At 45.1% G+C, this 13894-nt stretch carries 16 protein-coding genes, 6 tRNA genes and 1 riboswitch; of the genes, 16 read left to right on the forward strand and 6 right to left on the reverse strand.

Annotated elements, in window-relative coordinates:
• Positions 1-33 precede the first annotated feature (33 nt).
• The 3 genes from ABEW32_RS09710 to ABEW32_RS09720 all read left to right on the forward strand — a co-directional run bounded on the left by ABEW32_RS09710 (position 34) and on the right by ABEW32_RS09720 (position 3074).
• On the forward strand, positions 34-315 hold the full coding sequence (locus tag ABEW32_RS09710; RefSeq protein ID WP_063207982.1) for a CopG family ribbon-helix-helix protein: 282 nt from the start codon (positions 34-36) through the stop codon (positions 313-315).
• Between the two features lie 6 nt (positions 316-321).
• Entirely contained in the window at positions 322-672 is a 351-nt protein-coding gene (locus ABEW32_RS09715) for a type II toxin-antitoxin system PemK/MazF family toxin (RefSeq protein WP_007429335.1), read from the forward strand.
• A 179-nt stretch (positions 673-851) separates the two neighbouring features.
• Positions 852-3074 carry a Tex family protein gene (locus tag ABEW32_RS09720; protein WP_430186939.1) on the forward strand — a complete coding sequence of 741 codons (2223 nt, stop codon included), beginning with the start codon at positions 852-854 and terminating at the stop codon, positions 3072-3074.
• Positions 3075-3178: 104 nt separating this feature from the next.
• On the opposite strand, the gene cmpA is transcribed toward ABEW32_RS09720, so the two are convergent.
• Positions 3179-3313 (reverse strand): cortex morphogenetic protein CmpA, encoded by a 135-nt coding sequence (cmpA, locus tag ABEW32_RS09725; RefSeq protein ID WP_016821163.1) that lies wholly within the window; start codon positions 3311-3313, stop codon positions 3179-3181.
• A gap of 142 nt (positions 3314-3455) precedes the next feature.
• Here cmpA and ABEW32_RS09730 point away from each other — a divergent pair, with 142 nt between their 5' ends.
• The 3 genes from ABEW32_RS09730 to ABEW32_RS09740 all read left to right on the forward strand — a co-directional run bounded on the left by ABEW32_RS09730 (position 3456) and on the right by ABEW32_RS09740 (position 4178).
• On the forward strand, positions 3456-3968 hold the full coding sequence (locus ABEW32_RS09730) for a SprT family protein (protein ID WP_430186943.1): 513 nt from the start codon (positions 3456-3458) through the stop codon (positions 3966-3968).
• Between the two features lie 44 nt (positions 3969-4012).
• A tRNA-Asn gene (locus ABEW32_RS09735) sits at positions 4013-4088 on the forward strand.
• Between the two features lies 1 nt (position 4089).
• Positions 4090-4178: transfer RNA gene (locus ABEW32_RS09740), tRNA-Ser, on the forward strand.
• Positions 4179-4346: 168 nt separating this feature from the next.
• On the opposite strand, the gene ABEW32_RS09745 is transcribed toward ABEW32_RS09740, so the two are convergent.
• Together ABEW32_RS09745 and ABEW32_RS09750 are read right to left on the reverse strand one after the other, a co-directional pair.
• Positions 4347-5222, reverse strand: coding sequence for a Cof-type HAD-IIB family hydrolase (locus ABEW32_RS09745; RefSeq protein ID WP_430186946.1), 876 nt, complete (start codon positions 5220-5222; stop codon positions 4347-4349).
• Positions 5223-5294: 72 nt separating this feature from the next.
• Positions 5295-6056: a DeoR/GlpR family DNA-binding transcription regulator gene (locus ABEW32_RS09750; RefSeq protein WP_430186949.1), complete on the reverse strand. Its 762-nt coding sequence runs from the start codon at positions 6054-6056 to the stop codon at positions 5295-5297.
• Between the two features lie 246 nt (positions 6057-6302).
• Between ABEW32_RS09750 and ABEW32_RS09755 the strand changes: the two genes are divergently transcribed.
• The 6 genes from ABEW32_RS09755 to ABEW32_RS09780 all read left to right on the forward strand — a co-directional run bounded on the left by ABEW32_RS09755 (position 6303) and on the right by ABEW32_RS09780 (position 8288).
• Positions 6303-6374, forward strand: a tRNA-Glu gene (locus ABEW32_RS09755).
• Positions 6375-6460: 86 nt separating this feature from the next.
• Positions 6461-6536, forward strand: a tRNA-Lys gene (locus ABEW32_RS09760).
• Positions 6537-6551: 15 nt separating this feature from the next.
• Positions 6552-6634 (forward strand) — tRNA-Leu (locus ABEW32_RS09765).
• 165 nt (positions 6635-6799) lie between these two features.
• On the forward strand, positions 6800-7255 hold the full coding sequence (locus ABEW32_RS09770) for a MarR family winged helix-turn-helix transcriptional regulator (protein WP_430186952.1): 456 nt from the start codon (positions 6800-6802) through the stop codon (positions 7253-7255).
• A 185-nt stretch (positions 7256-7440) separates the two neighbouring features.
• Positions 7441-7815: a helix-turn-helix domain-containing protein gene (locus ABEW32_RS09775; RefSeq protein WP_430186955.1), complete on the forward strand. Its 375-nt coding sequence runs from the start codon at positions 7441-7443 to the stop codon at positions 7813-7815.
• Positions 7816-7904: 89 nt separating this feature from the next.
• Positions 7905-8288 carry a helix-turn-helix domain-containing protein gene (locus ABEW32_RS09780; RefSeq protein WP_430186958.1) on the forward strand — a complete coding sequence of 128 codons (384 nt, stop codon included), beginning with the start codon at positions 7905-7907 and terminating at the stop codon, positions 8286-8288.
• A gap of 118 nt (positions 8289-8406) precedes the next feature.
• Here the strand turns inward: ABEW32_RS09780 and ABEW32_RS09785 are convergent, their stop codons facing one another.
• Positions 8407-8628, reverse strand: coding sequence for an XRE family transcriptional regulator (locus tag ABEW32_RS09785; RefSeq protein WP_430186961.1), 222 nt, complete (start codon positions 8626-8628; stop codon positions 8407-8409).
• A 294-nt stretch (positions 8629-8922) separates the two neighbouring features.
• Positions 8923-9660, reverse strand: a complete 738-nt coding sequence (locus ABEW32_RS09790; RefSeq protein ID WP_430186964.1) for an urease accessory protein UreF — start codon at positions 9658-9660, stop codon at positions 8923-8925.
• Between the two features lie 262 nt (positions 9661-9922).
• On the opposite strand from ABEW32_RS09790, the gene ABEW32_RS09795 reads away from it, so the two are divergent.
• Positions 9923-10005 (forward strand) — tRNA-Leu (locus tag ABEW32_RS09795).
• Between the two features lie 151 nt (positions 10006-10156).
• Here the strand turns inward: ABEW32_RS09795 and ABEW32_RS09800 are convergent.
• A complete protein-coding gene (locus tag ABEW32_RS09800; RefSeq protein WP_430186967.1) occupies positions 10157-10642 on the reverse strand; it encodes a glutathione peroxidase in 486 nt (161 codons plus the stop codon).
• A gap of 463 nt (positions 10643-11105) precedes the next feature.
• Positions 11106-11277, forward strand: a riboswitch (cyclic di-AMP (ydaO/yuaA leader).
• Positions 11278-11390: 113 nt separating this feature from the next.
• Here ABEW32_RS09800 and ABEW32_RS09805 point away from each other — a divergent pair.
• The 3 genes from ABEW32_RS09805 to kdpA all read left to right on the forward strand — a co-directional run bounded on the left by ABEW32_RS09805 (position 11391) and on the right by kdpA (position 13869).
• Positions 11391-11786: a hypothetical protein gene (locus ABEW32_RS09805; protein ID WP_016820703.1), complete on the forward strand. Its 396-nt coding sequence runs from the start codon at positions 11391-11393 to the stop codon at positions 11784-11786.
• A 183-nt stretch (positions 11787-11969) separates the two neighbouring features.
• Positions 11970-12047, forward strand: coding sequence for a K(+)-transporting ATPase subunit F (kdpF, locus tag ABEW32_RS09810; protein WP_080561203.1), 78 nt, complete (start codon positions 11970-11972; stop codon positions 12045-12047).
• A 145-nt stretch (positions 12048-12192) separates the two neighbouring features.
• Positions 12193-13869, forward strand: a complete 1677-nt coding sequence (gene kdpA / locus ABEW32_RS09815) for a potassium-transporting ATPase subunit KdpA (protein ID WP_430186971.1) — start codon at positions 12193-12195, stop codon at positions 13867-13869.
• Positions 13870-13894 lie beyond the last annotated feature (25 nt).

The following is a 13894-nucleotide window of genomic DNA, read 5'->3' on the forward strand; positions in this document are numbered from 1 at the left end:
AATGGCGACAAGGTTTTGGGGGTGGAAGAGAAGTTGGCCAATTTGCAGAACACCAAAAGAATAATGATCAGTTTGCCAGATCATCTCTTGCAGGAAGTGGACGGGATCGTAGCTATGGAAAATTCCAACCGCAGTGAATTTATTAGGCAGGCAATGAAGCTTTATGTAAGTGAACGTAAAAAACGTTACATTCGTGAAGCTATGCAGCGTGGATACATGGAAATGGCTAAAATTAACTTGACCATGGCATCCGAAGCCTTTCACGCGGAGGAAGATGCAAACAGCACCTTGGGCCGTACAGTTAGCGGGGTGTAATCCATATTGATCGTAAAGCGCGGCGACGTTTTTTTTGCAGACCTTTCACCCGTAGTCGGTTCCGAGCAAGGTGGCGTCAGACCTGTGCTGATCATTCAAAATGATATCGGCAACCGGTTTAGCCCTACCGTGATTGTAGCAGCCATCACTGCACAGATTCAGAAGGCAAAGCTGCCTACACACGTGGAAATCGACGCGGCGACGCATGGCTTTGATCGTGATTCTGTTGTTCTTCTGGAGCAAATCCGGACGATCGACAAGCAAAGGCTTACCGACAAAATCACCCATTTGGATGAAGAAACCATGCGCAAAGTGAGCGATTCGCTACAAATCAGTCTCGGTTTGATTGATTTTTAGCATGATGGAACGACGAGTGAAACGGGAAAAGGACAGCGCTTGGGCGCTGTCCTTTTGCGTGTTCGAAGAAAAATACAGGCAGGGCTTGCTTTTACGTCACCTGCTGGCGCTTTGAATCATTTTTTGTGATAATAAAAGACATGATGTATGACAAGAGCTGTGAGGAAGAAGGGATAGGTTTGTCTAACGAAGAAACGAAGACGGAAATTGGGCAGGAGCCGAACGAAGCAGAACGCCAAGAACGGATTGTCAAACAAGTGGCGAGAGAGCTGTCGCTGGCACTCAAGCAAATCCGGACAACGATCAGTTTATTGGATGAAGGGAATACAATTCCTTTTATCGCGCGTTATCGTAAGGAAATGACAGGAGAGCTGGATGAAAATCAGCTGCGTGAAATTGAAGATCGTGTGCTGTATTTACGTAATCTGGAGGAACGTAAGGTAGAGGTCATCCGCATTATCGATGAACAGGGCAAGCTGACAGAAGAGCTACAGGCTGCTATCACCTCTGCGGTTAAACTTCAGGAAGTGGAGGACCTGTACCGTCCATATCGGCAAAAGCGCAAGACTCGCGCCAGTGTGGCAAAGGAACGGGGATTGGAGCCGCTATCCATCTGGATCTGGGACCAGCCGAAGCAGGGTGATGCTCTGAAGGAAGCTGAAGCGTATGTGAATGCTGAGTTGGGAGTTGAAACCCCTGAGGCCGCCATCCAAGGAGCCCTGGATATTTTGGCCGAAAATATAGCCGATGATGCGGCTATTCGCCAATGGGTGCGCAGATATACACTGGATCATGGGATGCTGACCTCTGAAGCGAAGGACACCGAGCAAGAGTCTGTGTATGAGAATTACTACAGCTATCGTGAGTTGGCTAAAAAAATGCCGCCTCACCGTATTCTGGCGATTAATCGCGGGGAGCGGGAAGGCATTCTTAAGGTTGGTCTGGAGGTAGCACCAGATTCCATCTACAATTATGTGGCAGGTCAAGTGATTAAAGGATCGTCTGTGGTGGAAGACCTGCTACGAAGTGTCATTGAGGATGCGTATAAAAGACTTATCGCTCCATCGATCGAACGTGAAGTGCGCGCTGAAATGACAGAGAAGGGTGAGCAGCAGGCCATCTCTATCTTTGCAGGCAATCTACGCAGCCTGTTGCTGCAGGCTCCGATCAAGGGGCGTCGTGTGCTTGGAGTCGATCCGGCCTATCGGACAGGCTGCAAGCTGGCTGTTGTCGATGACACGGGCAAGCTGCTGGAAGTGGCTGTGACGTATCCGACACCGCCAAACAACAAGAAACGTGAGGCTGCTGAAACATTCAAGCAGCTGATTGCCAAGTACGATATCGAGTTGATTGTCATCGGTAACGGAACTGCATCGCGCGAGACAGAGCAATTCGTAGCCGAGGTTATCGCGGATATTGGCGACAGCAGCCTCGCTTATCTGATCGTTAATGAGGCAGGTGCGAGTGTATACTCTGCCTCCAAGCTGGCACAGGAAGAATTCCCTGATTTGGACGTAGCTGAGCGCAGTGCGGCGTCTATCGCACGTCGTGTGCAGGACCCGCTGGCTGAGCTGGTCAAGATCGAGCCGAAGGCCATTGGTGTAGGTCAATACCAGCACGATGTGTCGCAGAAACATCTGGATGAAAGCTTGAAGGACGTTGTAGAATCGGCCGTTAACCACGTCGGTGTGGATGTGAACACAGCTTCCTCGGCGCTGTTGTCCTACGTAGCAGGGATCAACGCGACTATTGCTAAAAACATCGTTAAGTACCGTGAGGAAAACGGTAAATTCAGCAACCGTCGTCAGTTGCAGAAGGTGCCACGTCTTGGTGCAAAAACCTACGAGCAATCCGTTGGCTTTATCCGTATACCAGGTGGAGAAAATCCATTGGATCGCACGCCGATTCACCCTGAATCGTATGCTGTCGTAGACCGCCTGTTGGCGGAGCTGGGCATCAGTGCCCATGATCTGGGTTCGAAAGTTGCGACAGAAGCGCTGAATGTGTCTAATATTGAGCAGTTGGCAGCGAAGCTGGAAGTGGGTGTGCCAACATTGCGGGATATTTTGGACAGCCTTCAACGGCCAGGGCGTGACCCGCGCGATGAGCTACCCTTGCCTGTATTCCGCAAGGATGTGTTGAAGATCGAGGATCTGGCACCGGGCATGGAACTTCAGGGAACGGTACGCAATGTCATTGATTTTGGTGCGTTTGTTGATATCGGTATTAAAAGTGACGGTCTGGTTCATATTTCACAGCTGCGCAGTGGCTTCGTTAAGCATCCGATGGATGTTGTATCTGTCGGTGATAACGTAACAGTGTGGGTGCTGAATGTTGATTTGAAAAAAGGAAGAGTTGGTCTGACCATGAAACCTCCCGCAGATGCGCAGTCACAGGCATAGTGGTTTTAAATAAGGCTGTATAACCTTTTGTAGTTATAAAAAAAAGCCGGAATCTCCGAATTGTATCGGAGACTCCGGTTTTTCATTTCTGGATGTTTCTGCTTTTACCCGTTGTTGGCGTCAAATTCTATACCAGGTGCTTTATGATAAAAAAACCAACAATCGTTCAACAGTTTGATTTGGCGTCGGTCCTTTTTGTAAAAGGCCCGCATGAGCTGGTTGCTGAGCCATTGAGGCAAGCCGATCTCCTCCTCTGCGTTACATCTGTATGTTTAGCATATGGGGTGGATACCTAAAGTGTGCTTATGAATCAAGGTTAGACTTCGACCGTTATTTTATAATATGCTTGTCAGTATGAAGCAAAGGAGGTACACCATAAGGATGGAGTCCAAGTCTCTGAACAATTCAATGAATTCTTCCATGAGTAATGAAGAACTCCAAGAATGGGTAGAGCGTATCTCGCTGGAGAACTTCGGCGTGCCGTTTCGACATCAAGCTACCTTTAACGCGCGCCTGTCTTCTACAGGCGGCCGATATTTTATGAAAAGTCATCATATTGAAATTAATCCGCATCAACTCGCCGCTTATGGACGCTCTGAAGTGGAAAAAATAATAAAGCATGAGCTATGCCACTATCATCTGCATCTGCGTGGAATGGGTTATCAGCATCGCGATGCTGATTTCAAAGCTTGGCTGGCCCGTGTAGGAGGGAGCAGGCATTGTCAGACTCTGCCGGGAAGAGTGGGAAGAAAACCTCAGCCTTATCGTTACAAGCTGGTGTGTGTTTCCTGTCAACACGAGTATATGCGCAAGCGTAAAATGAACCCACAGCGATATCGCTGTGGAAAATGTGGAGGCAAACTTCACTTGTTGACGCTTGACGTAACCCCCTGATTCATGGTAAATTAACCATACTGTATGATAATTTACAGTAATATTCCCTGATAGCTCAGTTGGTAGAGCACTCGACTGTTAATCGAGTTGTCACAGGTTCGAGTCCTGTTCGGGGAGCCATGGAGAGATACCCAAGTGGCTATAAGGGGACCCTCTGCTAAGGGGTTAGACTGCGTAAGCGGTGCGAGGGTTCGAATCCCTCTCTCTCCGTTGGTGTTTTAAGCAGAATAAAGACGCTCGTATGCATGGTATGATGCTTACGAGCGTCTTTTTCGTCTAGATCTGCTTTTTAAGAATTGTTATATGTAAGACGGACATGTTGCGTACAGCATGAAGCAGCGTTAGCCTGAGTTGTACGCAGTACGCAACGAATCCCTTCTATTTCACGGCGTCAGCCTCGACGGTTTTGAGTAGGTTCAACAGAGCATGAGCAACGCCATCTTCCACATTGGTCAGGGTAACTTCAGAGCAGACAGCCTTGATGTCGTCTTTTGCATTGCCCATGGCGATACCTCTTCCAGCCATCGTCAGCATGGAAATATCGTTATAGCTGTCTCCGATTGCTACGGCTTCCTGCATGGGGATGCCCAGATGATTTGCGAGATAATACAATGCATTACCTTTAGATGCATCCTTATGCTCGACTTCAAAGTTGCGATCCGAGGAGATGACCATGTTCAGACCTTGAAAATCTCGGTATCGTTCACGTCCCCGTTCTAATTTGGCTTGATCAAAGGAGAAGCACAGCACATTATATATCTCTACATCCAGTGGAATCTCCTCATATGAAGCGATGCGGGTGTGCCCGGTCTGTTCATATTGTTTTTCAGCTGCATGTAATAAAGTATCCAGCGATATTTCCGGGTTGGCGCTCAGCAAGCGGTCCATTTCAACAGCAAGTAGCTGATGTCCCTTTTGTGGAGAATAAATAGCCCGGTCTGTCATGACCTCATAGTAGAAGTTGTTGCCCTCAAGCCAGCTCAGCACTTCAAATGTTTCGCTCCGGCCCATAGGAGTAGAGGTTAGCTGGCGACGATGCACATCGTGCACAGTGGCGCCGTTTGCCCCGATGACGGGAGTAACCAGATCTGCTTCTTCTAGCTTTGTCCAGGCATCATAAGCGGCTCTTCCAGTGGCAATCGTCACTTGAACACCTTGCTGCTGTGCCTTGCGGATTGCCTCTGCGTTTGCTTTGCTTATTTTTCCTTCCTCATTCAATAGCGTTCCATCCATATCAATCGCAAACAGTTTCATTTCTCTCCAGCTCCTGTCTTTTGATATCTCTGTTATATATCTTGAATCTAGTAAGAACGATTGGCTTCGGTATTATGAGGGGACAACCACTTCAATATCGTGATGTTGCAAAATTTCCAGCATTGCTGGTTCTGGCAAACGATCGGTGATCACGATATTAACTTCGGACAAATCAGCAAAACGATACGGAAAATTAATACCGAATTTCGAATGGTCCGCAAGGATGATCACCTGGTCGGCTTGTTTCATCATCTGATGCTTCAGCATACCGTCTTCTTCATGAATCAGGCTGAGCCCGTGAGTTGATATACCTCCAATTCCGATAAAGGCTTTGTCTACAAAATAGTGAGACAAAGTGGCGATCACGGAGGAACCATATACATATCGGTGCTCTTTTTGCAGGCGGCCTCCCAGTAGATGAATGGAGACGCCGTCTTTTCCAGATAGCACGTCAGCCTGATTGATTGAATTGGTGATAACCGAGCATTCCTCCACATTCAGTCTTTCTGCACATGCCTGTACGGTGGTAGAGGAATCCAATATAATACGATCCCTATTTCGTACCATGCTGGCAGCCAGTTGTCCGATCACTTGTTTCTCCTCAGATACAGTAAGCAGCCTTTCGTTATAATTTCCAATTGGATCGTGATGCAGTTTGGGGAGAAGAGCGCCACCGCGGGTGCGGATAATTTTTTGATGCTCCTCAAGTTTTACCAGGTCTCGACGGGCTGTATCCCGTGAAACATTAAAAATTTCACAAATATCATCCACCGAAATACGTTTGTGAAGCTGTAAGTAATCCACGATTTTCAACATTCGTTCTTCCTGATACATAGAAAACTCCTCTAATCTATAATGATTTCGGTATCTCGTAAGTGATTATAAGTAAATGTAAGTGATATTGCAATTATTCTTTGTGACTTTTCCGGAATTAGAGGATCAAAAATAAGGGGTTTTAAGTGAATGTGCATTTTATATTTATAAAAAATAGCTTTTTTAAAAATTTCAAAAATAAGTATTGTCATTCGCTATTTTATTTGATATACTCTTTCTTGTCGCCAAGTTGGTGTACAATGATAAGGCCCGTTGGTCAAGGGGTTAAGACACCTCCCTTTCACGGAGGTAACAGGGGTTCGAATCCCCTACGGGTCATTGTTGTTTTTATAGACTACATGTTGCATGCTTAAGGAGAATTCCTGAGGTCTGGTTTAATGGCGGACAGCTTGGATGAACAGCATGAGCCATTAGCTCAGTTGGTAGAGCACCTGACTTTTAATCAGGGTGTCGAAGGTTCGAGTCCTTCATGGCTCACCATTTATATTTTATTATGCGGTCGTGGTGGAATGGCAGACACGCTATCTTGAGGGGGTAGTGAGCGTACGCTCGTGGAGGTTCGAGTCCTCTCGACCGCATCAATGGAATAAACGGAAAAGTCTCTCGTGTTAGAGGCTTTTTTTATTTGTGCACTGATGCAGTTAAACAATGATTATGATGAAATAATGATTCCATAGTATAATATAACGCCATAATGTTATAGAATAATAAATATATAAACTTATGAAGTGACGGTGAAAAATATGGACACTCAACTGTTAGGAAATATATCAGAAAATATCTTGGGCTTGTTTCCGATTGTGAAGAAGAAATTTTTCACCTACGGTCCGCTTGATTTTCCGTTGCATTTGTCGCCTAATAACTTTCAGGTGCTCTTGCTTCTGCGTGAAGTGCGTTCGTCTACGGTATCAGATTTGTCCAAACAACTAAATGTCTCTCGTCCCAATATGACTCCTCTTTTGGATAAGCTGGTGGAGCATGGGTTGGCGGACCGCCAGTCGTGTGACTCGGATCGCAGAGTCGTGAATGTGGCCATTACAGAAGAGGGCGATGCTTTTTGTGAACAGGTGTTTCACACCTTCTCCAATAAAATTCAAGAGCGCCTGGTATATCTACCAGAAGAAGATTTATTGCACTTGAGTGAAACGTTGAACGAATTGAAGCAGATTTTACTTAAAATCGACAACTCTGCTACGTGATTGGCGTACGCGAACTGACTTAAAGACCGCCCTTTCTTCGGAAAACGGGCGGTTTTTGTTGCATATTGTGGTATAATGAAAGCCAACATACATAATTCGGTAATTTTAGCACACGTGATCTTTGAAATGGGAACAAGGCACATGATATCGTTATTTGAGAGCCTGCTAGGGAGGAAGGAACTTCTATGCAATCTATTTATCAGCGCATTGAGGAGCTCATTAAGGAACGAGGTATGACGAAAAAGGCGTTTTGCCAGCAGTTGGGTATTAGTACAGGAAACTTTGGAGATTGGAAAAGAGGGAAAACGACACCGGGCACGAATAAACTCATTGAAATCGCTTCGTTTTTTGATGCCAGTCTGGATTGGATTATGTTGGGACGAGACGTGCCGAGTAAAGTGCTAAAGGAGTCGCAAGACCCTTATTTTTTTGAAGCTTCAGGGCAACTGAATTGCCAGGGGGAATCGCTTAGTGAGGCGGAAAGAGATTTTATACTTGAGTATATTGAATTTACCCGCTTTCGTAAAGAGAAAAGCCAGCATAATTCAACTACTGACTAATGTTTGCTGTGGGCTTTGATGAGGACGGTCTAATGGATAAAATATTATTAACTAATTAGAAAAAGTTACAGTGTCGGAGGGGAAGCATTGTGGGAGATCAAACTATTTATCAGCGCATTGAGGCTTTAATTAAGGATCGGGGAATGACCAAAAAGGCATTTTGTGAAAAGCTCAAAATCAGTTCAGGGAATCTCGGTGATTGGAGAAGGGGAAAAACAACGCCGGGTACTGCCCATTTGATTCAGATTTCGGACTTTTTTAATGTATCGCTCGATTGGTTGATGAAAGGAATCAAGCCGGGGGAAGGCGTGCTTCAGGAGCAGAAGGCTGCTTATTTTTTTGGGGTGATGGGGCCATTGAATTGCCAGGCAGAAGATCTTGAGACAGAAGAACAAAATTTTATTTTAGAATATGTTGAATTTGCGAAATACCGTAAGCAAAAAAGGGAGAAGGACAAAACAAAGCCTGAATAATCTATGGCTGAGTGTCTAATTGGATTACCCGTAAAACGGACTGAGGAGTTCGGTTTACGGGTTTATTTGCTTCCTTGATCATATGGCGACGTATCGGATGCTGAAATACTTGTTGGGATTAGAGTGGTGTCGCCTCCTTATAATCGTTATCGTCAATATTCAGAATTGCAGCAACTTTTTTTCTGTACCTTTGTGCTTTGCGGGTGCCGTGAATCAGATTGGACAAGCGTGAAGGCGGAATGTTGTGTGTCTCGCAAAATGTTTTCTGATCCAGTCGAAGTTCGACAAGCCTTTGTTTGATGGCCCACCCGAAGGAGGTGACAGGCATTTTGTTGTTCAAGAGAAATCGCCCCTTACGGATTCTTGCAGAATAATTGGTGTGATATAATAATCATCAGTAAACATGTTAGAATTAACCATCTAAAACTATGATACACTTTTATACGTGTTTATACAATCGCAAAAACGTTATTTTAATGAAAAAAATTACTTATTTAAGTGTTGGAAGTGAAAAAAATTCAGCTATAGCCTGCTAGTGGTGTGAAATGGAATAGATGAATAAAGAAATACTCTGTCGCTTGAGGAAAGGACAGAGTATTTTTTATTGTGACTGCTAAATTGGTGAAACGACGCATCAGAGGGACGCTGGAAGGCGTTTGAATAGGTCTGAGGAGGAAAAGAGTCGGAATGCATCCCATTGGCTGCTATGGCTCACATAGGGCGGCTGAGTGATGTAGGAGCTAGTTCGATGTGTGTGGAGAAGATGGCGCTGCAATGAGCTTGGCTTAGGATCGTTAGATTTCTTCCAGGTGGTGAGCAATTCGCTGGTCATACGCTCGATAAGAGGATTTTTTTCCTCGTAAGGAGGATTGAGTAGTCTGAAGGCATCTTCGGCACAGAAGGATACCGCTGTGGCCAAATAGCCGTGGACGGTCTGTTTGATGTCAGTTCCGAGGAGAAAGTTAATCCAAGTATGGACAGTAGCAAGTGTGCCGATTGCGTTGTATTGAGTGAGTATGTCCTCCAGTTGGTCAAATTCAAGCCAAGGATAGAGAGCCTTAGTAAGCTTGAGCAGACGCTGACCGGAAAGCCGTGACTCTTTTACATGCTGCGAGGAAGGGTGTTGGGTATACAGCATTTTATCAATAAGGGCGATTCTCCAACCGTCATTCTGCTGGATGGCGACATACAGACTTTTGATGGCCATACCGTCAAGGATTGTAATTTGAGGATACCAATCGTTCCGCATATAATGTTCCAGGTCCTGTAGACTGTTCAAGTGCCCGTTACGGAAACGTTCCTCTAGTCCGTAAAATCGGGTGAAACCACCAATGGGTAGGGAAGGGTCCAACAATAATGCGTAGTTTAGCAATCGATTACCTTTATGCAGGACGGTTCGCCTCCTTCGAGTGAATATTTGCGCAATTTTTTTGACTCAAAGCTTGCCTTTGGATAACAAATACAAATTATTATGTAATATATACTTACATTTATAGCTCCATTATGTCAAATAAATTGTTTTTATGGCTCATATGTGTAATATTATATGACATTACAAATAATTATTATATTCTTGTTTACAAATTGTTGCTGAGAGAGTATAATAAATCTGTTGCCTCAATACATTATGACATGCGGTCGTGGTGGAATGGCAGACACGCTATCTTGAGGGGGTAGTGGGCGTACGCCCGTGGAGGTTCGAGTCCTCTCGACCGCATTATGTGCAATACCACTTAAAAAGAAAGCATCCTGACACGTTTTACGTGAAGGGATGCTTTTTTTATTAAACATTTTTCGTTACATCATTCCGTCACAGAAGCGGTCGTGTGGATAACGGACCGCTCGTTAACTTTAATGAAGAAAGATCGTCATTTTCCCTGCAATAGCCTTTCAATATCCCCTACAAGCTTATCTGGAGTAGTTTGCGGCGCATAACGCTTATATACGTTACCTTCTCGTGTAATTAAGAATTTAGTAAAATTCCATTTGATCGCTTTGGAGCCCAAGACGCCCGGAGCAGTGTGGGTCAGATAGCGAAATAGAGGGTGGGCTTGATCACCATTGACATCTGTCTTGGCGAACATCGGAAAGGTCACACCGTAATTGAGTTGGCAAAACTCAGAGATCTCCTCGCTTGAACCCGGCTCTTGTTTGGCGAACTGGTTACTGGGAAATCCCAAAATTTCAAGCCCCTGTTTATGATACTGGTCATATAGCTCTTGTAGTGCCTTGTATTGGGGGGTTAACCCACATTTGCTGGCAGTATTTACGATAAGAAGAACTTTCCCTTCGTATGTGGATAACGGAATTTGTGTCCCTTGCAGGGTTTGTGCATCATATTCATATACGCTCATGCGATCCCTCCTCATTCAATAATCTACAATTAAATTGTAAACAACTCAACAAAGGGTTGCAAGTCTGGAAGAGCAAACAAGTATTGAACTATTGTAAAATCATTTTTTGTTCAAAACGGTAAATTGCACTTCAAATGGAGCAAATTGAGGTGTTTCTTCTCATAAAACAGGTTCATTCGATAATTATCTAGTACATATAGCGTATTTTCTTTCTTTTTTATAAATAAAGGGCAACTATACCATACCCTACGCCAATATTGACATGCCTTTCAATTTCAAAAAGGGGTGAAATACAGAGTTTTAGAGAGATACGAGAAGCATAGGATCGTTGTAAGCGTTATCCTTAATCTTCTATGCTCTAAAGGGTGATTTATAGCCTTGCCGTTGAGCTTTACAGTCTTCCTTGCACGGGTGTATGATTCAAGACGTAATTTCAAATTAACAACAATGAAGCAACAACGAATTGTCTAAAGCGCTGAATTTTGCAGTTGCAAAAGCGGGGGAACCAACGAGTATATACGGCTTTGCAGGCCGTGTGTCTCATGGGGTGAATTTTCCGGCCAAGTGCCGTAAATAGGGCGACTCTCACGTCCGAATCCGACAGCTAACCTCGTAAGCGTACAGGGAGAGGCAACAAACCGCCGTGTGCAGCCATGGTTTATTTTATCATGGAATGTATGAAGCCGGAGGAGGCCTTTTTCCTTCGGCTTCTTTTTGTTGTCTTTTTATACCGGGAGAGGAGCTACTGATGGAAGGTCGGTTAATTATTGTCACTGCACCGAATGAAGCGGGCAGAAGTTTTGTGAAATTGCTTATGTTCAAAAAATTGGCGTTTGCAGTTCTCACAAATAGCACCCAGGAGGAACGACAGCTCAAAAAAATGGGTGTGGAGCACATTGTGCGCATCAATACGATGCAAGCGGGAAAATGGAATTTCCCTAAAAAAGAAATTGGTAGTGTGTATTTGTTCGAAAACAGCTTGAATCTGACTTGCCGTTTCCTGCAAATATGTCGGCCACTAACATCAGAATTGATCTATGTTATTACGCACGGCTGTAATCCGCAAGGAATTTATCGGGGATTGGGAGCGGACCATGTGATCTACACATTGAACGGAGAGGTGGGTTTCCTGCTGAACGGATAAGCACTTATAACATAGCTGATTTATGATTTTATGATGGAATCGGAAATGACAATCTGAGAGCGATACGGAGGGTATGAACATGATGGATTTATACATGCTGCTCGTAATGGCTGTGAGTTATGGAGTGATACTGCTGTTTGTACGCTGGTGTGATGCGCAGACCTCAAAAGGAGGGCGAAGAGGATGATCGTTGTGCTAGGACTCACGGCTATTGTGTTCGTGTATTTAATCTACGCACTCCTGAATCCTGAAAAATTCTAGTCAACTATAGGATCGAGCAGGCGGGAACAGCAGATCAAGAATGCAGCATCAGAGATGCGGATTTTCGCAAACGTGTGCACTCAATGGATGGTCTGAATCAGGTCTGTTGTTCCAAATGCAGGAGCATTTTAAGGAGGAATAGAGGATGGAGCTACTGCAAATTGGGATTGTGATCATCATATTGCTGCTCTTGGTAAAGCCGATGGGCACCTATATGTATCATGTATTCTCGAATGAACCGAACCGGACGGATCGGATTTTCGGTGGAACGGAAAAGATGATTTACAAGGCTGTAGGCTTGAAGAAACAGGACAGCATGCGTTGGACGACGTACGCTATGAGTTTCATTGCAACCAATGTGGTGCTTGTGGGCATCAGCTACCTGCTACTGCGCTTGCAGGCTATACTTCCGGGCAATCCGGTTGGGAACAGTAGTATGGAAGCATCATTGGCTTTTAATACGGTAATCAGCTTTATGACCAATACGAATCTTCAACATTACAGCGGAGAAAGCGGGCTTACGTATCTGACGCAGATGGCGTTCGTCACGATGATGATGTTTACTTCGGCTGCTTCGGGGTTTTCGGTTGCTGCGGCTTTTATGAGGGGATTGACGCGGCGCGGTGAAGGGCTGGGTAATTTTTTTCAAGATTTTATTAAAGCCAACATACGGATTTTCCTGCCGCTTGCCTTTGTACTTACGCTGGTGCTGGTGGGACTAAAAGTACCACAGACGCTACAGTCCACGGCTGATATTACGACTTTAAGTGGTACACAGCAGCAGATTGCTATGGGACCCATTGCCTCATTGGAATCCATCAAGCATTTGGGCACGAACGGGGGCGGTTTTGCGGGAGCTAATTCTGCGCATCCTTTTGAGAATCCAAGTCCTTGGACGAACGTACTGGAAATTTTGGCAATGTGGGTAATGCCGGCTTCGCTGCCGTATACATTTGGATTGTTTGCCCGTAATCGCAAGCAGGGCTGGATTATTTTCAGCTCGATGATGGTCTTGTTCCTTATTTTTCTATCCATAACGTATGTGTCGGAGAAAACAGGTAATCCGTTAATCCAGGCACTGGGTATGGATGCATCTCAGGGAAGCATGGAAGGGAAAGAAGTTCGTTTCGGCATTGGACAATCGGCATTATTCACTGCGGTCACAACGGCGGCAACGACAGGTTCGGTCAATAATATGCATGATACACTGACTCCGCTAGGTGGTATGGCTGCTTTGGGAGAAATGATGCTAAACGTCATTTTTGGCGGCAAAGGCGTTGGGCTGATGAATATGCTGATGTATGCGATTCTGGGAGTGTTTATATGCGGACTGATGGTCGGAAGAACCCCGGAATTTATGGGCAGGAAAATTGAAGGCAAGGAAATGAAGCTGATTGCAATTGCCATTTTGGTACATCCGTTTCTTATTCTTGCTCCAACTGCGCTTGCGTTTATGAGTCATTGGGGATACGATTCGGTCTCTAACCCCGGATATCACGGGTTGACTCAGGTGCTCTATGAATATGCATCATCTGCAGCAAATAACGGCTCGGGATTTGAAGGTCTTTCGGATAACAACGTATTTTGGAACGTTACAACAGGATCGGTTATGTTCTTTGGACGATATGTATCCATGATTGCACTGCTGGCTGTGGCGGCTTCGTTGAATGCCAAAGCGCCGACCCCAGTGACGACGGGCACACTGCGCACAGACAACAAGCTGTTTGGAGCCATCCTAATCGGAGTGGTCCTGTTGATTGGTGCGTTAACCTTTCTGCCGGTGATCGTATTGGGTCCTGTAGCTGAATTTTTGACCATGTGATGAAAAATGAGCATAGAAGGAAAAT

Origin of the sequence: Paenibacillus jamilae (assembly GCF_050482105.1) — a bacterium.
Taxonomy (GTDB): domain Bacteria; phylum Bacillota; class Bacilli; order Paenibacillales; family Paenibacillaceae; genus Paenibacillus; species Paenibacillus jamilae_B.

What these genes read in the sequence shown, in the direction of transcription:
- kdpF (WP_080561203.1), top strand. Translation starts at nt 11,970, where the DNA reads ATGATCGTTGTGCTAGGACTCACGGCTATTGTGTTCGTGTATTTAATC.
- ABEW32_RS09745 (WP_430186946.1), bottom strand. Translation starts at nt 5,222, where the DNA reads ATGAAACTGTTTGCGATTGATATGGATGGAACGCTATTGAATGAGGAA.
- ABEW32_RS09800 (WP_430186967.1), bottom strand. Translation starts at nt 10,642, where the DNA reads ATGAGCGTATATGAATATGATGCACAAACCCTGCAAGGGACACAAATT.
- ABEW32_RS09770 (WP_430186952.1), top strand. Translation starts at nt 6,800, where the DNA reads ATGGACACTCAACTGTTAGGAAATATATCAGAAAATATCTTGGGCTTG.
- kdpA (WP_430186971.1), top strand. Translation starts at nt 12,193, where the DNA reads ATGGAGCTACTGCAAATTGGGATTGTGATCATCATATTGCTGCTCTTG.
- ABEW32_RS09750 (WP_430186949.1), bottom strand. Translation starts at nt 6,056, where the DNA reads ATGTATCAGGAAGAACGAATGTTGAAAATCGTGGATTACTTACAGCTT.
- ABEW32_RS09730 (WP_430186943.1), top strand. Translation starts at nt 3,456, where the DNA reads ATGGAGTCCAAGTCTCTGAACAATTCAATGAATTCTTCCATGAGTAAT.
- ABEW32_RS09775 (WP_430186955.1), top strand. Translation starts at nt 7,441, where the DNA reads ATGCAATCTATTTATCAGCGCATTGAGGAGCTCATTAAGGAACGAGGT.
- ABEW32_RS09805 (WP_016820703.1), top strand. Translation starts at nt 11,391, where the DNA reads ATGGAAGGTCGGTTAATTATTGTCACTGCACCGAATGAAGCGGGCAGA.